Origin of the sequence: Acinetobacter legionensis, assembly GCF_048551735.1 — a bacterium.
In the GTDB taxonomy this organism is placed as follows: Bacteria; Pseudomonadota; Gammaproteobacteria; order Pseudomonadales; family Moraxellaceae; genus Acinetobacter.
Window position 1 is genome coordinate 14,948 of record NZ_JBIMBV010000004.1, and the last position, 18,717, is coordinate 33,664.

The window sequence follows — 18,717 nt, forward strand, 5'->3', positions numbered from 1 at the left end:
CTAAATACAAGTGAGGTAAAAACAAGTGACGCAAATTCAAACTATTCAAAAACCGCTGCATCTAAAATGTTTAAGCGATCTAAATCTTCTTGAGTATCGACACCTGGTGGTAAATTTACTTGTGCGATATCAATCGCAATACGATGTCCATTTTCTAAAACACGTAATTGCTCTAAGCTTTCCAATTGCTCCAAAACACCCATATCCCAACTGACATATTCCTGTAAAAGCTTGACACGATAAGCATATAAGCCCAAATGACGATAAGCATGTTGATGTAGCTTTTGCTCAGCCTGTTTAGCACCCTCTCGATCATAAGGAATTTGCGCACGACTGAAATAAAGCGCTTCTTTAAACTTTGACATCACTACTTTTACAATGCTGTCACGCTGAAACTCATCAAGCTGATGTATAGGCTCACATAAGGTCGACATTGAACAATCAGCTTTCTGCGCCAATAGCTCAGCAACTTGAATCACCAATTGTGCAGGCAACAACGGCTCATCACCCTGAACATTCACAATAATATCCTCAGCATCCCAACCTTTGATTCGAGCAACTTCACTTAAACGGTCTGTGCCCGAAGGATGATTCGGATCTGTCATCACAACATCCACACCTTCTGATCGACAAAGCGCTGCAATACGTGGATCATCTGTCGCTACACAAAGATCATCAAAACCCTGTACTTTTTTTGCTTGGTCGACCACACGTAAAATCATGGCTCGCCCATGAATTTCTAAAAGAGGTTTACCTGGAAGGCGTGAACTCGCAAAACGCGCAGGAATAACAATATGTTTCATCAAATTAACCTTGTATTAGATCAATACCAAGTTGAGTAAGTTGTTGGTTGAGTAATAAATAACATTCATCAGACAAGACCGCTCCAACTGGAACCACCCAAATCTCACGACTAAATGTAGAATGATTTTTCAATAAGGGTAAAAGCTTTACCGCATCTTTTTCAGTGGTGATAATCGGATTATTATCCTCAAACTGTAAATCATCAATTTCATAATCATAATGGTCTGGAAACTCATGACATTGAAATTGAGTTACACCTATACTTTCCAAAGTGTTATAAAAGCGTCGAGGAAAACCAATTCCAACGACTGCATAATAATCGAGTGTAGGATCAAACTGCTCAGATTGGTCAAAACTTGGATTTAATAGATAAGGTTCAGTCACCTCTAAATGCATATTCAGAGATGAATGTGGCTGATGGGCATGCTCAATCACGGTACCGTGTTTTAAACGACTCACAGGCTCGCGTAAATAACCTTCAGGAAGTAGCTTCTGATTTCCCAGCCCACGATTATTATCCAGCACAATCCATTCGATTTGGCGCTCTAAAGCCCAATGCTGTAAACCATCATCACTAATGATTAAATCAAGTTCATAATATTGAAGGAGTAATTCAATATTTTTTTGGCGATTCGCACCCACCACCATGGGAACTTCTGTAGACTGAACAATTAAACAAGGTTCATCGCCTACTTGATCAGGCACAGAATCTAATGTAACCAGTGCTGGAAAAGGTCCTTGACCACCATAACCACGACTAATCACGCCAACACGCACATGGTTATGTTTCAAATGCTTCACCAACTGAATCAACAGTGGTGTCTTGCCACTCCCACCCACAGTAATATTTCCAATAATCATTACTGGGACAGGTGCTTTATAGGTTTTTTTTATACCTGTTTGATACAGCTGCTTATTTACCGTAAAACCGAACTGATATAACCATGATAATGGCCGCAATGCAATCAACCACTTGGACTGTTTATTCCAAGCATCTTGAATGATTTGCGCAATAGACATGTTGGGTTATTCCTCAAAGTTACGTTCATACAATTGATAGTAAGCGCCATGCTTCGCCAATAACTCAGTATGAGTACCTTGCTCTATGATACGCCCTTTATCCATAACCACAATCTTATCCGCTTTCTCAATCGTGGATAGACGGTGAGCGATCACAATCGTAGTTCTGTTTTGATCAAGCATCGCTTCATCAAAAGCTTTTTGAATAAAGTGTTCAGACTCATTGTCCAAAGCACTAGTGGCTTCATCAAGAATCAGAATCGGTGCATTTTTAAGGATTGCACGCGCAATGGCAATACGTTGACGTTGACCACCAGAAAGACTTAAGCCTTGCGCACCTAAAGGCGTGTCATAACCTTTAGGTAATTCCATAATAAAGTCATGTGCATAAGCTGCTTTAGCTGCTGCAATAATGGCTTCTTCAGATGCTTTTTCTAACTGACCATATGCAATATTTTCACGCACCGTTCGATCAAATAAAACGACTTGCTGGTTAACCATCGCAACTTGAGTACGTAAACAACTCAGTTCAATGTCTTTTATAGGCAACTGGTCTAAATAAATTTGCCCTGCACTAATCTCCTGAAAGCGCACCAACATATTCACCAATGAAGACTTACCCGCACCTGAACGCCCAACCAGAGCAATCGTTTGTCCAGCCTGGATCTCTAATGAAAAATCATCAATTGCTTTCACTTTATTTTTATATATCAAAGACACATGATCAAACTTGATATCACCCAATAATTTAGGTGTTAAATTTCCCGTATTCTCTTCTTGTGGTAAGTCTAGAACCTCAAATACAGAATATGCTGCCGCAATACCACGTTGTAATTTTTCATTAATATCAGTGAGGTTTTTAATAGGTTTAGCCAGCAACCCAGCTGCTGTAATATAAGCAACAAACTCTCCTGCAGAAGTATCACCTAGAATTTGTGGACGTAATGCCAGCCAAATAATGATACTCAGAGCAAAGGCCATGACCAATTGTACCAATGGACTATTTAAGTTTTGTACGACGACCATTTTCAAACCACGTTTTAAGTTTTCTTCTGAAGACTTATAAAAACGTTTTTGTTCACTTTCTTCGCCAGCAAAGCTCTTTACAACAGCATTACCGCTTATTGTTTCTTGAACAATATGATTCACATCCCCCATAGTGTTTTGCACTTGAATGGAGAGTTTACGCATACGTTTTGAAGCTTTACGCACCAACAAGCCAATAATTGGCATAAAAATAAAAATACATAAGGTCAAACGCCAATTGGTGTAAAGCAGATAACCCAATAAACCTAAAGCAATTGCACCATCACGAAGTAATATTTTTAATGATTCAGATGACGCTGCGGTTAACTGCTCTACGTTATACATAATTTTTGCAGTGATATGACCTGATGAATTATCCAAATAATACTGTGCTGGTAGTTTTAAAAGTTTGGCATAAACCTCTTGACGAATACTAAATACCAAACTTCTTGAGATGACTGCGGTAAAGTAGCCTCCCATAAACAACCCTAAGCCACGGAAAAAGATCAACAGGATAATCAGTGCAGGAAACCAATCAAGATCACCACGATTGCCACCCTGAATTGCATCAATTATATATTTAAGTAACTTCGCTACGGAGACTTCAGTTGCTGCATTTATGCCAAATCCAACAATAACGAGTAAGGCTGCCCCCCAATACGGCTTTAAATACGCCAAAAGACGGACATAGACCTTAAAATCCTGATTCACTAATTAATAACCTCGAGATGGAACTTTGGTACTGATATTGATGTTAACGAAACCTAGCTGTCCTGCAACATCCATCACTCGAATAACATCTTGATGGGTTGCTTTAGCATCTGCAGCAATCACAAACATCAGATCACGATTATCATTTGCTGCTTGCTTAATTGCAGTACTTAAATCAGCAGACTCTTTACTCGAAAGCGCCTGCCCATTTACTGCATAATGTCCTGCGGAGTCTACCATGACTTCAATTTTATTTTTGTATTCTTTTGGCGGAACACCATGTGCATCAGGCAAAGAAAGATTGATTCGACTTTGCTGATTAAACGTGGTGGTCAGTAACAAAATCACCAATATAAATAATAAGCAATCAATCAGTGGAGTAAGATTGATATGAATATCTTCAACTGTTTTGCGTCTAAATTTCATGAAACACCCCTAAAACGGATTTAACCAGCTTTCTTTTTTTCACTTTCAAGGTGCGTCTGAAAAAATAAGGCTGCATGAAATAAAGTCGACTGCTGCTCTAGTTCAGCCACATATTCCTGAACTAAACGCTGATAATAACGATAAGCAAATAGTGCAGGAATGGCGATAACCATACCAGCAGCTGTGGTAATTAATGCTTTAGATATCCCTGGAATCATCATGGTTGGATTGGCATTGGAACCCAAATCAATGACCAGAAAGGACTCGATAATCCCTATCACTGTACCCAACAAACCCAATAAAGGTGCAACAGCGCTCAATGTACCTAAAAAATTTATATTTTTTTCTAGATATCCAATTTCGCGGGAAGCTGTAGCTTCCATTTGAGCACGCGCAAACGCTTCACCTTGAGTATAAGCATCTATACCATCTTTAAAAATATAGCCTAATGCTGTTTGGCAAACAGTTTGATCTTGTTCCATTTCATCTAAAACATCGTCAACATTGCGACCTTTTTGCATTATAAGCGACTTAGGTAGAACTAAAGATCGTTTCAGCCGTATAAATCTCTCGATTGAAATCGCAACAGTAAAAATTGAACATAAAACCAATGGCAGCATTAACCAACCGCCGGCTTTAACAAGTTCCCACATCTTTAGTTCCCCAAATTAATTAAATCGCTTAAACATTATTGTTCTGGTAAACAGATATTTAAAATTCCATCTAACTCATCAAGCGAGTTATAACTGATGACCAGCTTGCCTTTACCCTGTTTGTTATAGTCTAATTTTACACTTGCACTAAAACGTTCTGACAATTTTTGGGTCAGTTGCTGTACATCAGGCGCAAGTGGATCTTTAGATTTTTCCTGCTTTGGCGTATTCCAATCACGCACCAACTGTTCGGTTTGACGTACAGACAAACTCTTATCAATCACAATTTTTGCAATTTGCAATTGATCTTTAGCTTTTAGGGTCAATATCGCACGAGCGTGCCCCATGTCTAATAAACCTTGTTGCATTAAATCTTTGATTTCATCTTCTAGGCTTAATAAACGCAATAAATTACTCACGGTAGTCCGTGCTTTACCTACAGTATCTGCAATTTCTTGATGACTCAAACCGAATTCTTCATGAAAGCGTTGTAATGCCAGTGCTTGATCAACTGGGTTTAAATCTTGGCGTTGAATATTCTCAATCAATGCCAGGGCAATCGCAACTTGATCGGTCAAATCACGTACAATTGCAGGAATTTCTGTCAAACCCGCCAATTGTGCCGCACGCCAACGACGTTCACCAGCAATAATTTCATATGGAGTTTCGTCATTTTCAATAGGACGAATTACAATCGGCTGCATTACACCATGTTTTTTAATTGATGCTGCAAGTTCTTGCAAATCTTGCTCACCAATAAAACGACGGGGTTGATAAGCGCCACGTTTTAATTGGGTTACATCCATCTGTTTTAATTGGCCATGATCCAATGCTTGAACTTCAAGTTGTAATTTTTCTTTTTGGATTGAACCTAATAACGCATCTAAGCCACGACCCTTTGCCAATCCTCTTTTTTTCACGGTCATGCTTTATTTCCTTTTTTCACTTTACTCTTTTTCAACATTTCAGCTGCTAAATTTAAATATGCAATTGCACCTTTAGAGCTTTTCTCAAAATAAATAATCGGCAATCCATGTGCTGGCGCTTCGGCCAACCTCACATTACGCGGAATCACTGTATCATAAAGTTTCTTACCAAAATACTGTTCTAATTCGGCAGAAACATCACGGGTGAGAGCATTACGCGCATCATACATCGTGCGAAGTACCCCAATAATTTCCAACTCAGGGTTTAAAGCTTGTTGAATTTTATCAATAGTCTGCGTCAGATCTGCCAATCCTTCTAATGCATAGTACTCACATTGCATTGGAATAATCACTGCATCCACTGCTGCTAAAGCATTGACCGTAATTAAACTCAAACTTGGCGCACAATCAACAATAATATAATCAAAGTCTTTTTCAATTTGCTGTAAAGCGTTACGCAAAATAAACTCACGTCCATCTTGCTCTGCAATTGCTAACTCAACACCTGCCAAATCACGATTTGAACCAAGCACTTTATAACCAACTTCGGCTTTACTAATTGCAGTTTCAATCGGTACTTCACCCAGAAGTACATCGGTGACAGAATACAACAAATCATTTTTTTGAATACCCGACCCCATTGTAGCATTACCCTGAGAGTCCATATCGACCAATAAAACACGCTTTTTCAACACTGCCAAAGAGGCAGCCAAATTCACGGCTGTCGTGGTTTTACCTACGCCACCTTTCTGGTTTGCGATAGCAATAATTTGAGCCATGGTAACCCCAACCCTTAGTCTGTTTTAAATCTGTTTTAATAAAAGTAAATGACGTTGTTCGTCCAACCGAGGTACATGCAATTCAATAATGTCACAACTCCACTTATCTTTTAAAGCATCAACCTCTTCAATGGGAATCAAACCTTTCATTGACGCAATGATACTGCCTTCATGCATATAAGGTTTTGAAGCTGTCACAAAATCTGTCAATGAAGCAAATGCACGACTGGTGATCACATCAAATTGCCCTAGATCATGGATACTATCTTCGTTTTCTACACGAGTCTGAACTGCGACAACATTTTTTAGTTTTAAATCTGCAATAAATTGTTTCAGAAAACGAATTTTCTTACCATTTGAATCCAACAAAACACATTGGCGTTCAGGTTGACACAGTGCAATGATCATCCCTGGCATGCCCCCGCCAGTACCAATATCGAGTAAACGACCAGCGGGTAAATCATTTAAAATACTTAAGCTATCCAATAAATGCTTAACCAACATTTCTTTTGGATCGCGAATCGCTGTTAAGTTATAAGCTTTGTTCCACAGGACGAGTGCATCTTGATATTGCAACAATAATCCTAATGCTTCATCACTAAGTTTTAAGCCAAGCTTTAGACTGCCTTGCTTTAACTCTTGAAAAAATGGATGCATGATCAAATAACATCTTTAAAAAATTAGCTGAAAGTATACCTATTTCTCGCCCGTGGAACAGTAGTTAACGATGAGTTAATACGCACTTAGGCCTATTTATTCGCACTTAAGTATACTCACCCTGTCTTATTTGCAAATCTAAGGCTGTTAAACGCTCAGGTGTACCAACATCAACCCACGCCGCTTGCATTTTCTCTGCCGAAATTTTACCGTCTAGCATGCCTTGTTTAAGCAAAGGTGCAAGTGGTCTTTTACCATGCTCCAGCCCATCAAACATTTTTGGATTGATCACAGCGATACCACTGTAAGTTAAATTTTCTCCTTGCTGATTTTGATCAAAGGTATAAGCACGACCATTTGCCAAGGTAAAATCACCTTGTGGATGTTGTTCAGGATTATTGACAAAAACCAAATGCGCAAGATCATCAGCAAGATCCATATTCAATAATGATGTAAAATCAAAAGTGGTCCATACATCGCCATTGACCAGAATAAAAGGTTGATCACCGAGAAGTGCTAAGGCATTGATAATCCCACCTGCGGTTTCCAAGCCCTCATCTTCACGCGTCCAGCGTATAGTCACACCAAATTGTGAGCCATCACCTAACGCACCGATCAGAATATCTGCCAACCATGCAGAGTTAATCACGATTTCAGTTACACCCATTTTTTTTAATTTTTCAATATGCCATACAATTAGTGCTTTGCCGCCCACTTCCAATAAAGGCTTTGGCTTATAGAGGGTCAAAGGTCGCATTCTATTGCCTAGACCAGCTGCTAAAATCATCGCTTTCATGCTGCAACCACCTCATATGCGCCATATTTTTCTTCAAATTTTGGCAAAACCCGTGCACGAATAAAACTCATGAACGGTTGTAATTCTGGGTAAGATTTTGACTCTTCCAATAAATACCACATGACACGAGGCAAGTCCTTGAGATAACCAGATTTACCGTCACGCTCAAACAAACGAACAAAAATACCTAAAATTTTGATATGGCGCTGAATTGCCATGAAGTCAGCATCTTGTTTGAATTGATCAAAATCACGATCTTGCTTCGCAGATTCTGGCAATAAGTCATAAAATACTTTAAACCACTCATACACACGCTCAGGACTCCACTGTACGTAGGCATCACGGGTAATCGAAATCAAGTCATAAGTGTCAGCACCAATCACTGCGTCTTGAAAATCAATCACACCTTGATCTTTCTCAGCTTCAAGAATCATCAGATTACGACTATGGAAATCACGATGTACGATTACTTGAGGTTGTGCCAAAGCAGCATTGGCAAGAATAGCAAAAGTTCGTTTAATTAATCCAAGCTCATCATCTGTTACTTGGATTGCTAATGATGGTAACAACCAATCTGTTAACAATTCCATTTCTGAGATCAGCTTTTCATAGGCATATGCGGGCAAGTGTGATGAATCAGCAAAAATAGATTGCAACTGCACCAACTGTTTAAAACTTTGTGCATAATGTGCATCTACCGTTTGATCATTCAATTGTGTAGATAGCAAGATATCGCCAAAATCTTCAAGCAACAATAAACCTTGATCTAAATCCTTGGCAACAATATGAGGTACACGCACCCCATTTGTGTCAAAGAACTCATCAATCGCAACAAAAGGACGACAATCTTCCTTCTCAGGAGGTGCATCCATAAGCATAAATGTTTTATTATTCAAGGTAATTCGTGCATAACGACGGAAACTCGCATCGCCTGCTAAAAAATTGATTTCAAATTGATCTGAACTGAGTACAGATGTTAACCATGTTTGTATCAATTGTTCACGTTGTGTATTCATTTGCAATTTAATCTAATTCAGGCTGAATTTTTGAAGTGCTAAGTGTAGCTACTTATCGACTTTTTCTCTATGATGCGACAATAATTAATTGCGATTAGCATATTTGGTTAATGAGACAAATGAAGCATCAGTTTAAATTTAATCCTTTAGCGACTGCTATTTTGACACTTCTTTGTGGAAGTTCAGTATCCAGCTATGCTGAATCGACAGACACTGTTTCTGAAGTTAATAATAAGCAACTGAATGCAGCCATCAAAGAAAGCTTTGCAGGGCAAAATTTCTTTGAACAATATTATGTGGACAAAAACTCGCCTGAAGCACAGGTACGTGATTTAAAAAATCCAAGCACGCGTTATTGTGAAGGTGTTTGGGTTACTCCTTTTAGCACCCAAGCTAAATCGACAAACCCAGAAGAAGCATCATCTGTGATTACCGCAGACAATGGTTATTACAATCCCAATGGTGACTCTTTCCTGTCTGGTGATGTGGTCATTGACCAATCTGGACGTATGATCCGTGCTGATGAAGTGACCATTGATAAAACACAAACTTTCGCCAAAGCGAAAGGCAATGTACAAATGGCACAAGGCGGTATCATCGCGCAAAGTGATCAAATCGATTACAATCTGAAAGATGAAACTGGTCAGTTAAATAATAGTTTCTATATTGCAGAATTGACCCACGCACATGGTCATGCAGAAAAAATAGAAAGAACTTCACCAACCAATATCGTTCTTGAAAATGCCACCTACACCACCTGCCCACCCGATGAAAAACCCACTTGGAAAATTCAGGCCAATAAAATTGAATTGGATCAAGATACGGGGCGTGGTGTAACGCGTGGCACCAAACTCTATGTTAAGGATGTGCCTGTACTCGCAGTTCCATATTTCAACTTCCCAATCGATGACCGCCGTACTACAGGGATTTTAAATCCTAGTTTCGGTTTTACTAATGATGGTGGCTTTGAACTCGCAGTTCCCGTTTATTTAAATTTGGCGCCCAACTATGATGCCACCATTACACCACGGCTGATAACTGACCGTGGTCTTATGGCTCAAGGTGAGTTTCGTTATTTAACTGAGAACTTTGGTGCTGGTAGCGTTTGGGGAAGTTATTTACCTTCTGACCGTGATTATAATGATGAAGATCGTAAAGACCTACATTTCCTACACAAGTGGGATATCACCAAACAATGGTCAACCAATTTAGAATACAATTATGTTTCTGATAAAGATTTTTTCTCGGATCTAGATAACAATCCAAACACACGAACAGAACTTAACCAACGCCGTGCTTGGGAACTCAATTACAATCACGGTATTCCAGGGTTAAAAGCTCAACTTAAAGTTGAAGACTTCCAAACACTCGATAAAACCATCAAAGATGTTGATAAGCCATATGCCCGCCTACCGCAGTTTTTACTCAACTATGTAGCTGGAAATCCACAAGGTTTGGAATACGAGTTTAACAACGACACTGCTTATTTCCAAAAAGACATCAATGATGCCGATTATAATAACCAGCCAAGTGGTACACGTTTATATAACCAATTTGCAACACGTTATAATTTCCGTAATCCATGGTCTTTTGTAATTCCAGAAGTCTCTGTACGTAGTTTAAATACCTTTTATGATCAAACTACTGTAGATCAACTTAACTTAAATAACCAAAGCCAAGATAGCAAAAATAAATCTGTTGTTGTTCCTCAATTTACCTTGGATACGGGTTTAACTTTCGAAAAGGACGGAAAATTCCTCCAGACCATTACACCTCGCGCTTTCTACGCCTATGCACCATATAAAAATCAAACAGGTTATCCAAACTTTGATTCAACAACAGCTTCTATTAGCTATGATCAATTGTTTAGCCCGTACCGTTTCTATGGACACGACCGCTTAGAAGACAATAACTTTTTATCGCTTGGTTTAAGCTATAGCTTGTTTGATACAGTGGGCTTAGAGCGTTTAAGAGCAAGTATCGGTCAAAGTTATTATTTTGATGATCGAAAAGTTACCTTACTCAACAATACAGATGATTTAGACAGAGAAAAACATACTGGTCCTGTGCTGAGCCTTTCTAGCCAACTTTCACAAAACTTCACACTGAGTACCAATTCAGCATGGATGTCAAATGGTGATAGCGCTCAACATGACTTCCAATTGTATTATACAGGGCAACGCGGAAACCTTTATAATGTTGGTTATTTTTATCGTAATAACCTCCCTGACCGTCAACGTGCATATGATCAAGCAGTTGCATCATTTATACAGCCTGTAAAAGACAACTGGCGTATTATGGGACATGTTCAATATGACCTTGACAACCATGTCGCACGCGAATATTTATTGGGTGTGAATTATGAATCTTGTTGTTGGGGAATTTCCGTCTATGGTCGCTCGTATTTTAATGATCTAGATGATGTTTCTCTTCCTGATACAAAGCCAAAACGCGCAGTGATGGCTGAGATCACACTAAAAGGACTTGGTGGTTTGAACAACAAGTTAAGTTCATTACTTGAAAATCGTATTTTAGGTTTTGATAAAGCTAATCAATCTTGGACACATTAATGAAGACGCAAAAATTTAAAAAATTATTTAAAGCATCAACCTTAGCTTTACTCATCTCCACCGCGGTATCAGTTTATGCTGCTCCGCAGGACCAAATCATAGCAATTGTTGGTTCTACAGCAATTTTAAAAAGTGATTTAGACCAAGGTGTTGCTGAAGCGACACATCGACTTCAGGCACAAAAGAAAGAAATCCCACCACAAAACATTCTGCAACAGCAAGTACTGAGTCAGCTCATCACCCATGATGCACAGCTTGAACAAGTGAAGAAGTATGGCTTAAAAGCAGATGAAAAAAGCTTAAATGAAGCCGTATTGAAAGTTGCCCAACAATCTGGTGCAAATTCTTTAGAAGCTTTTCAAAAAAAATTAGATGCTGTTGCGCCTGGTACTTATGAATTACTGCGTAACCGTGTTGCGGAAGATTTACTCATTCAACGATTGAGTCAACAACAAGTAATGTCTCGTATCAAGATCACTGACCTTGATGTTGAAAACTTCTTAAAATCACCTGAAGGTCAAGCTGCTGTTGGTAGTCAAGTCCATGTACTACATATGCGTATTTCAGGAGAAGCGCCAGCAAGCGAGTTAGAAAGTATTGCAAAAGCAGTCCGTACTGACTTAAAAGATAGCAATGACGTAAAAAGCTTAGAAAAGAAATTTACTACAGCACAAATCAAAGTCGATGGCGCTGATATGGGCTTTCGTCCGCTTTCAGACATTCCAACAGATCTTGCTGCACGTGTGACTACCCTTGAACCAGGTCAAACCACTGACTTAATTCCAGCAAAAGACGGGGTTCATGTTTTAAAATTATTAGAAAAAAAATCGAATGAACAAAAAGCATTGGTTTCACAGTTTAATACTCGTCATATTCTGATTAAAACATCAGAAGTTGTTAGCCCTGAAAATGCAAAGCAAACCATTGACAGTATTTATAATCGCTTAAAAGCGGGTGATGATTTTGCTACGCTTGCTTCAACTTATTCAAATGATCCAGGTTCTGCTCGTGATGGCGGAAGTCTTGGCTGGGTAAGCCCTGGCATGATGGTTCCTGAATTTGATAAACTCATGCAGAGCTCGCCAGTCAATGAAATTAGCAAACCATTTCAAACTCAATTTGGCTGGCATATTCTTCAAGTCACAGGTACACGTCAACAAGATATGACTTCAGAATACCAAAAGCGTATGGCACGCCAAATTTTAGGCGAACGTCAATTCGAATCAGAATATGACGGCTGGCTACGAGAGTTACGTGCAAATACTTACATTGAAATCAAAGATCCCAGCTTAGATCCAAAGAAAAGTGAAAGTTAAGCCTGCGCTTAGTCTTTAAATTAAAAAGCCAGTGTTCTACACTGGCTTTTTAATTTAAAAATCTTGGTTTATCTTATTATTTCATAAATGGCTTGCATTGTAGGTTAAAATTGAGCTGATGAAGCATGAAGCATGAAGCATGAAGCATGAAGCAAAGAGAATAGCGAGGCTATCTTCAGGTTTCATAACGTAAACCCAAGAAAATTTTAAACACAACCCCAAGCAAGAACAATGCGTGGCTTTGTTTGCAGCGCAAGGACCAACGTTTTTACCATTACGTCTATACTCAGCGAAATGACGTTTACATCATTCAGAATGACTAAATTTCGTATCATCTAAAAACGGTGTAGGTGCAAACATAGATAAATTTCAACATAGTCTCATATTAAGAGAAGCCAATAAAAAAGAGACGCCAATTTGGCGTCTCTTTTACAATCGTTCTTGTTAAATCAAGAAATTAACGATTGTTTTCATCTTCTTGTGAATCTTCAAATTTTGTTTCGCCGCCAAAGTCAGTACCTTGACCGCCGAAGCCACCTTGACCACCGAAGCCACCTTGACCACCGAAGCCACCTTGGCTACCGAAACCACCTTGACCACCGAAACCGCCTTGTTGACCACCAAAGCCGCCTTGTTGACCACCGAAGCCACCTTGACCACCAAAGCCACCAGCTTGACCGCCGAAGCCACCAGCTTGACCACCAAAGCCACCAGCAGCGCCTTGAGCACCAGCAGGAGCACCAGCAGGACGTGGATTACGTGCAGGTACAACAGTTGAAATAGCATGCTTATAAACCATTTGGCTTACTGTGTTTTTCAACAAAACAACATACTGGTCAAAAGATTCAATATGACCTTGTAATTTAATACCGTTTACAAGAAAAATAGAAACAGGAATACGTTCTTTACGGAGAGAATTTAAGAACGGATCTTGTAAAGTTTGACCTTTAGACATTTTATACTCCAAAAAAAATTAAAATCAGCGCAAAAACTACCTTTATTTTTCAATTAAAATTTATAAAAAAGGTAGTTGTTAAATTTTGCTTTATCCGTATAAGTTTCGCAAGTCTTCTTGTGCTTGGTTTATCGTAAAAAAAGTTTGAAAAGAGTGTGTTTCTTGCAAAGATCGTAACCAAGTGTATTGACGTTTTGCTAATTGTCGTGTTGCAAAAAGTGCTTTATCCTTCATTTGGCGCTCACTTTCTTGACTCAAATCACTGTTTTTTAAAAAATCTATCGCTTGTCTATATCCAACTGAGCGTGAAGAAGGTAAATTTTCTTCAAGATCGTATTTTTTCATAAGATTTTCAACCTCATTTAAAAATCCGATTTCCCACATTTTTTCCAAGCGTAACTCAATTCGCTTGTGCAGCTCAAGACGATCAGGCAATAAAGCATAATTATGAAAATGATAACGGTAAGGTTGATTCTTCGGTTGTTCTGCCTGTAGTTGAGTAATAGGACGACCAGTAATTTTATACACTTCTAAAGCACGAATGATTCGTTGCTTATCACTGACTTTAAATTTTTCACCTGCCAACACATCAACAGATTTTAATTCATCATACACCGATTGCCAGCCTTCCGTTTCACCTTTTAACTCAATCGCAGCACGAATCGCATAATCAGCACTCGGTAAATTTGTAGAGAGCCCCTCAAGCAACGCTTTAAAATATAGCATTGTACCGCCAACTAAAATAGGTGTTTTACCGCTTGCATGGATACCATCAATCAGTCGACAAGCATCCTCGACAAATTCAGCAGCAGAATAAACCTCAAGAGGCGTAATAATATCAATCAAATGATGCGGATAACACTCCTGCTCCGCTTTGGTTGGCTTTGCAGTACCAATATCCATATCTTTATAGACCAAGGCAGAATCTACAGAAATAAGCTCATAATTCCCATGATCATACAGTTCACATGCCAAAGCAGTTTTACCGCTTGCGGTTGGTCCCATTAAATTGATGACGGGCAATTGATTTGACATGTACAACTACTCTCCTCGAGCAAATAATTTATCTAATTGGGGTAATGGAAATGCACGCCAAGTTGGTCGACCATGATTACACTGACTTGCAAATTCTGTATGTTCCATTTGTCGCAGCAAAGCATTCATTTCTGAAAGACTTAGCATTCGATGTGCGCGCACTGCGCCATGGCATGCCATTCCTGCTAAAATTTGATCACGCTTCTGTTGTAGTGCTTGAGCTTCATCATTTGGATCTAAATCATTGAGTAATTCAGGTACCAAGGATTCAAAATCTGCTTTATGTAAAATCGCAGGCACACCACGTACAATCACTTGATCATCACCATATTGATCAATTTCTAGACCTAAGCGTTCCAACTGTGGTTTTAAATCATCAACACGGGTTGCCTGCATACGTGTAATTGAAATAATTTTAGGAATAAGCAACTGCTGTGAGGTCCAAAATTCTGGTTTATCCCATGCAGATTTCATTTGTTGTAACAAAATACGTTCATGCGCTGCATGCATATCGACAATAATCAGTCCTTCCGTATTCTGTGCAAGAATATAAATTCCATGTAATTGCGCTATTGCAATTCCCAACGGATATTCATCAACCTGATGGACCTGTTTATTTTGGATTTCTTGTACAGATCGCTCATAGGACGCTTGATCTGTTAATTCTTGATCAGCATCCCCAGACTCACGTAAAGGGGCTAAATAGCTTTTCAAGGCGTTATTGAGTTGTTGAGTGCCACGATACTGCTGTTGTGGTTCATAGTGGGAATAATTGACTGTTTGGGCATGTCCATCACTAAAATCTGTTAGACCACTATGCTGTATAGACCCATCTGAATTGCTTCGGTTATTTTGATCAACCACATGTTGCTCAGCGGTTGCATTTCGATGTAAATAAAACTGTTCTTGATAACGTGGCTGAGCTGGTAATAATTGATCTGCTATTGATCCATCCTGCTTCATTGCAGAAGATAAATCCGCAGTTGCAGTTTGAAATTGAGATAAGGTGTCTTTAGCAAAATGTCGTACAAACTCATGCACTTCACGTTGATTAAGGAAGCGAATTTCATGCTTGGTTGGATGCACATTCACATCAATATTTTCAGGATCTACTTCTAAAAATAGCAAATAGGCAGCATGTTGATGCCCATGCAAAATACCATCATAAGCCATCCGTAAAGCATGCGAAATGGTTTTATCTTTGACGATACGACCATTCACATAGACATATTGCAAATCGGCTTGTGCACGCGCATCTGAAGGATGTCCTAACCAACCTGATAAACGCATACTAATACTATCTGCATCAATCCAATACGCATTTTCAGTGAATTGACGACCTAATAATTGCTGTACTCGTTGAAATCTCAATTCACCACTGTCAGCAATCGGCAAATTGAGACGAATATTATCATTATGTTCTAAAACAAAGCGGATATCGAAATGCGTAAGTGCCATTCGACGTACAATTTCTTCAATATGACCAAATTCAGTACCTGGTTTCTTTAAGAATTTACGCCGCGCAGGCACATTAAAAAACAAATCCTGAATACGGATATGTGTACCTTGTTGGGTTGCTACTGCTTGAATATCTTGATGATCGAATGCTGTACCATTGACTTCCAGTTGGTAACCGACACCTGAATCATCCTGACTACTGGTTAATGTTAAACGCGAAACAGCGGCAATAGATGCAAGCGCCTCACCACGAAAGCCCAAACTCATAATTGCTTGTAAATCTTCAGCAGATTGAATTTTACTGGTTGCATGACGGGTAACTGAAAGTGCTAGATCCTCAGCGTGAATACCTCGACCATTGTCAATAATTTCAATCAGGGTACTGCCGCCATTTGCCACACGAATAATCAGCTCAGTCGCACCTGCATCTATCGAATTTTCAAGTAACTCTTTCACTACAGATGATGGGCGTTCAATCACTTCACCTGCAGCAATTTGGTTGGCAAGGGCTGGATCTAAACTTTGGATACGTCTTAAACTGATATCTTCACGTTGCATTCAATTAACCTAAAATATAAAAAAATCAGAATATCTGGTTGGTTTAAAATGCTGAAAGCATTGATCAACTCAACGCTTCAATCAATTCAGCAGAAACACTTTCAATCATCACTTCACGAGCAACTTCATCGTCTGTTTTTAAAATAGTAATCACATGATCTGCTTGTGGGATCTCATCAGCGCCTTTAGAAGGCCATTCAAATAAAAATAAAGCATTCTCGACTTCCAAATAATCTCGAATACCCATTAGTTCGAGTTCATAAGGATCATTTAGACGGTATAAGTCAAAATGAAAGATATCTTTCACATTGATCTTGTAAGGTTCTACCAATGTATATGTGGGACTTTTCACCGCACCTTGATGCCCTAAACTTTGTAACCAATAACGTGTGAGTGTGGTTTTTCCCGCACCTAAGTCACCGATTAAATAAATTACGCCTTTTGCAATATGTTGAGCGAGCTTTTGTGCCAACATTTGGGTGTCTTGTTCATTGCTCAGAGTTAATTTATATGAATATTGCATAACGCTCACGATATGATTCAAACTAGACAATATGATAGCATTGCGTGACTTTAAAACCTATGTTGCATTGTTTAGAAATCATGTTTTGATACTTTCCAACGCGCTTAGACAACTCACTTTAAACTTATCTGCATAAAAAATACGCTTATGAAACCCGTCACCCTTGTTTCAGAATATCAACCGCCAATGAGAGATGGTGTAACAGCTTCAAAAGTTTATCTCCCTAAATTAGAAAATTTACCTACAAATTTATTCAGTTATTTATGTAACCATTTTCCGCATATTTCAACCAATGAATGGCAACAACGTTTTGAAGATCAACTCATCTTGGATATGCATGGTCAAGTATTAACAATAGATCATCCCTATCTAGCGAATACTCATCTTTACTATTATCGATTTCTAACGCATGAGATTTATGTGCCTTTTCAAGAAAGTATATTATTTGAAAATGAGGACTTCATTGCCGTAGATAAACCTCATTTTTTGACCATCAGTCCCTCAGGCCAATATATACAAGAAACATTATTAGTCCGTTTGAAAAAAACCACAAATAATCCTGACTTAACCCCCATCCATCGTTTAGATCGTGAAACTGCTGGCATTGTAATGTTTTCTAAATGCCCACAAACACGTGGTCTATATCAACAAATGTTTGCACAACGGCAAGTCAATAAAACCTATCAAGCAATTGCAAAATTTGATTCTGAGTTAAGCTTTCCACGTTCTGTAGATTTAAGAATGGAAAAGGGCGAACCTTTTTACACCATGAAAGTTGTTGATGGAAAATCAAACTCATATACCGAAATTGATCTCATTGAACATAATCAAATTTGGGCAAAATACTTACTTAAGCCATCAACGGGTAAACAGCATCAATTACGGGTACATTTAAATTGGTTAAATATTCCAATTAAAAATGACCCCTTTTATCCGCGAGTTCAACATAAAGATGCTGCTGATTTTTCACAACCTTTGCAGCTTTTAGCCAAAAAAATTCAGTTTCTTGACCCAATTAGACAAGTAGAATATTGCTTCTGTTCTAACTATGAATTGACACTGTAATTTTGACGTAATGACAAATATATGACTTTTTGGCGATTAAGCATTGAAATTCCGAAAGCTTTGATTAAAATAAGCATTCAAACTCTAATTTTGTTTGGTCACTATTCATGAGAAAAACCGAAGTCTATCAAGTACGTCTTGATTCACAAGAAAAAAAACTAGCATTTGCTGTTTTTAAACAATTGGGGATTACGCCTGCACAAGCAGTTCGACTGTTTTTTAAACAAGTTGTCATCACAAAATCCATCCCTTTCGCTATAGAAAATCAAAATATCAATATGGATCAGTTACTCAAGCTGAGAAAACTTAAGCAAGACCAACAAAACGGGCAACTCAATTCATCTGTTGATTTAAATGATGACGATGAAGATCTATTTGCAGAGTTAAATGCCATCTTGGGTGAAAGTGACAAAAAATAACACT

Annotated in this window: 18 protein-coding genes; 4 read left to right on the forward strand and 14 right to left on the reverse strand. The window is 38.7% G+C overall.

All coding sequences use genetic code 11. The annotated features are described in order from the left end of the window. Window positions 1-41: 41 nt before the first annotated feature. From kdsB to ACG9ZL_RS04620, 10 genes are all read right to left on the reverse strand, one after another. Window positions 42-803: a 3-deoxy-manno-octulosonate cytidylyltransferase gene (gene kdsB, locus ACG9ZL_RS04575; RefSeq protein ID WP_336951436.1), complete on the reverse strand. Its 762-nt coding sequence runs from the start codon at window positions 801-803 to the stop codon at window positions 42-44. Between the two features lie 4 nt (window positions 804-807). Next, window positions 808-1,824: a tetraacyldisaccharide 4'-kinase gene (gene lpxK, locus ACG9ZL_RS04580; RefSeq protein WP_419359222.1), complete on the reverse strand. Its 1,017-nt coding sequence runs from the start codon at window positions 1,822-1,824 to the stop codon at window positions 808-810. 6 nt (window positions 1,825-1,830) lie between these two features. After that, window positions 1,831-3,561, reverse strand: a complete 1,731-nt coding sequence (gene msbA / locus ACG9ZL_RS04585) for a lipid A export permease/ATP-binding protein MsbA (protein ID WP_336951439.1) — start codon at window positions 3,559-3,561, stop codon at window positions 1,831-1,833. A 3-nt stretch (window positions 3,562-3,564) separates the two neighbouring features. Next, entirely contained in the window at window positions 3,565-3,987 is a 423-nt protein-coding gene (locus tag ACG9ZL_RS04590; protein ID WP_336951440.1) for an ExbD/TolR family protein, read from the reverse strand. 20 nt (window positions 3,988-4,007) lie between these two features. Continuing rightward, window positions 4,008-4,640: a MotA/TolQ/ExbB proton channel family protein gene (locus tag ACG9ZL_RS04595; protein ID WP_336951441.1), complete on the reverse strand. Its 633-nt coding sequence runs from the start codon at window positions 4,638-4,640 to the stop codon at window positions 4,008-4,010. 35 nt (window positions 4,641-4,675) lie between these two features. Beyond that, a complete protein-coding gene (locus ACG9ZL_RS04600; RefSeq protein WP_004720851.1) occupies window positions 4,676-5,566 on the reverse strand; it encodes a ParB/RepB/Spo0J family partition protein in 891 nt (296 codons plus the stop codon). Continuing rightward, on the reverse strand, window positions 5,563-6,345 hold the full coding sequence (locus ACG9ZL_RS04605; RefSeq protein ID WP_004720853.1) for a ParA family protein: 783 nt from the start codon (window positions 6,343-6,345) through the stop codon (window positions 5,563-5,565). The genes ACG9ZL_RS04600 and ACG9ZL_RS04605 overlap by 4 nt, the downstream gene beginning before the upstream one ends. Window positions 6,346-6,369: 24 nt before the next feature. Continuing rightward, window positions 6,370-7,002: a 16S rRNA (guanine(527)-N(7))-methyltransferase RsmG gene (gene rsmG / locus ACG9ZL_RS04610; protein WP_336951442.1), complete on the reverse strand. Its 633-nt coding sequence runs from the start codon at window positions 7,000-7,002 to the stop codon at window positions 6,370-6,372. Between the two features lie 106 nt (window positions 7,003-7,108). Beyond that, window positions 7,109-7,798 (reverse strand): N-acetylmuramate alpha-1-phosphate uridylyltransferase MurU, encoded by a 690-nt coding sequence (gene murU / locus ACG9ZL_RS04615; RefSeq protein WP_336951443.1) that lies wholly within the window; start codon window positions 7,796-7,798, stop codon window positions 7,109-7,111. Continuing rightward, a complete protein-coding gene (locus ACG9ZL_RS04620; RefSeq protein ID WP_336951444.1) occupies window positions 7,795-8,814 on the reverse strand; it encodes an aminoglycoside phosphotransferase family protein in 1,020 nt (339 codons plus the stop codon). The genes murU and ACG9ZL_RS04620 overlap by 4 nt, the downstream gene beginning before the upstream one ends. A gap of 119 nt (window positions 8,815-8,933) precedes the next feature. Here ACG9ZL_RS04620 and ACG9ZL_RS04625 point away from each other — a divergent pair, with 119 nt between their 5' ends. After that, entirely contained in the window at window positions 8,934-11,384 is a 2,451-nt protein-coding gene (locus ACG9ZL_RS04625) for an LPS-assembly protein LptD (RefSeq protein ID WP_096734006.1), read from the forward strand. After that, window positions 11,384-12,700 (forward strand): peptidylprolyl isomerase, encoded by a 1,317-nt coding sequence (locus tag ACG9ZL_RS04630; protein ID WP_419359224.1) that lies wholly within the window; start codon window positions 11,384-11,386, stop codon window positions 12,698-12,700. The genes ACG9ZL_RS04625 and ACG9ZL_RS04630 overlap by 1 nt, the downstream gene beginning before the upstream one ends. Window positions 12,701-13,157: 457 nt before the next feature. Here ACG9ZL_RS04630 and hfq read toward each other — a convergent pair whose 3' ends face one another. The 4 genes from hfq to tsaE all read right to left on the reverse strand — a co-directional run bounded on the left by hfq (window position 13,158) and on the right by tsaE (window position 17,229). Continuing rightward, window positions 13,158-13,655 carry an RNA chaperone Hfq gene (gene hfq, locus ACG9ZL_RS04635; protein ID WP_419327444.1) on the reverse strand — a complete coding sequence of 166 codons (498 nt, stop codon included), beginning with the start codon at window positions 13,653-13,655 and terminating at the stop codon, window positions 13,158-13,160. Window positions 13,656-13,745: 90 nt separating this feature from the next. After that, the gene (gene miaA, locus ACG9ZL_RS04640; protein WP_336951446.1) at window positions 13,746-14,690 is read right to left on the reverse strand and encodes a tRNA (adenosine(37)-N6)-dimethylallyltransferase MiaA; all 945 of its coding nucleotides are present in this window, start codon (window positions 14,688-14,690) and stop codon (window positions 13,746-13,748) included. 6 nt (window positions 14,691-14,696) lie between these two features. Beyond that, window positions 14,697-16,706 carry a DNA mismatch repair endonuclease MutL gene (gene mutL, locus ACG9ZL_RS04645; protein ID WP_419359226.1) on the reverse strand — a complete coding sequence of 670 codons (2,010 nt, stop codon included), beginning with the start codon at window positions 16,704-16,706 and terminating at the stop codon, window positions 14,697-14,699. A gap of 64 nt (window positions 16,707-16,770) precedes the next feature. Further along, a complete protein-coding gene (gene tsaE, locus ACG9ZL_RS04650) occupies window positions 16,771-17,229 on the reverse strand; it encodes a tRNA (adenosine(37)-N6)-threonylcarbamoyltransferase complex ATPase subunit type 1 TsaE (protein ID WP_419359228.1) in 459 nt (152 codons plus the stop codon). Between the two features lie 147 nt (window positions 17,230-17,376). Between tsaE and ACG9ZL_RS04655 the strand changes: the two genes are divergently transcribed. After that, a complete protein-coding gene (locus ACG9ZL_RS04655) occupies window positions 17,377-18,294 on the forward strand; it encodes a pseudouridine synthase (RefSeq protein ID WP_419359230.1) in 918 nt (305 codons plus the stop codon). A gap of 107 nt (window positions 18,295-18,401) precedes the next feature. Beyond that, on the forward strand, window positions 18,402-18,713 hold the full coding sequence (locus tag ACG9ZL_RS04660; protein WP_419327440.1) for a type II toxin-antitoxin system RelB/DinJ family antitoxin: 312 nt from the start codon (window positions 18,402-18,404) through the stop codon (window positions 18,711-18,713). Window positions 18,714-18,717: the final 4 nt, after the last annotated feature.

What these genes read in the sequence shown, in the direction of transcription:
- kdsB (WP_336951436.1), bottom strand. Translation starts at nt 803, where the DNA reads ATGAAACATATTGTTATTCCTGCGCGTTTTGCGAGTTCACGCCTTCCA.
- lpxK (WP_419359222.1), bottom strand. Translation starts at nt 1,824, where the DNA reads ATGTCTATTGCGCAAATCATTCAAGATGCTTGGAATAAACAGTCCAAG.
- ACG9ZL_RS04590 (WP_336951440.1), bottom strand. Translation starts at nt 3,987, where the DNA reads ATGAAATTTAGACGCAAAACAGTTGAAGATATTCATATCAATCTTACT.
- ACG9ZL_RS04595 (WP_336951441.1), bottom strand. Translation starts at nt 4,640, where the DNA reads ATGTGGGAACTTGTTAAAGCCGGCGGTTGGTTAATGCTGCCATTGGTT.
- ACG9ZL_RS04600 (WP_004720851.1), bottom strand. Translation starts at nt 5,566, where the DNA reads ATGACCGTGAAAAAAAGAGGATTGGCAAAGGGTCGTGGCTTAGATGCG.
- ACG9ZL_RS04605 (WP_004720853.1), bottom strand. Translation starts at nt 6,345, where the DNA reads ATGGCTCAAATTATTGCTATCGCAAACCAGAAAGGTGGCGTAGGTAAA.
- rsmG (WP_336951442.1), bottom strand. Translation starts at nt 7,002, where the DNA reads ATGCATCCATTTTTTCAAGAGTTAAAGCAAGGCAGTCTAAAGCTTGGC.
- murU (WP_336951443.1), bottom strand. Translation starts at nt 7,798, where the DNA reads ATGAAAGCGATGATTTTAGCAGCTGGTCTAGGCAATAGAATGCGACCT.
- ACG9ZL_RS04620 (WP_336951444.1), bottom strand. Translation starts at nt 8,814, where the DNA reads ATGAATACACAACGTGAACAATTGATACAAACATGGTTAACATCTGTA.
- ACG9ZL_RS04625 (WP_096734006.1), top strand. Translation starts at nt 8,934, where the DNA reads ATGAAGCATCAGTTTAAATTTAATCCTTTAGCGACTGCTATTTTGACA.
- ACG9ZL_RS04630 (WP_419359224.1), top strand. Translation starts at nt 11,384, where the DNA reads ATGAAGACGCAAAAATTTAAAAAATTATTTAAAGCATCAACCTTAGCT.
- hfq (WP_419327444.1), bottom strand. Translation starts at nt 13,655, where the DNA reads ATGTCTAAAGGTCAAACTTTACAAGATCCGTTCTTAAATTCTCTCCGT.
- miaA (WP_336951446.1), bottom strand. Translation starts at nt 14,690, where the DNA reads ATGTCAAATCAATTGCCCGTCATCAATTTAATGGGACCAACCGCAAGC.
- mutL (WP_419359226.1), bottom strand. Translation starts at nt 16,706, where the DNA reads ATGCAACGTGAAGATATCAGTTTAAGACGTATCCAAAGTTTAGATCCA.
- tsaE (WP_419359228.1), bottom strand. Translation starts at nt 17,229, where the DNA reads ATGCAATATTCATATAAATTAACTCTGAGCAATGAACAAGACACCCAA.
- ACG9ZL_RS04655 (WP_419359230.1), top strand. Translation starts at nt 17,377, where the DNA reads ATGAAACCCGTCACCCTTGTTTCAGAATATCAACCGCCAATGAGAGAT.
- ACG9ZL_RS04660 (WP_419327440.1), top strand. Translation starts at nt 18,402, where the DNA reads ATGAGAAAAACCGAAGTCTATCAAGTACGTCTTGATTCACAAGAAAAA.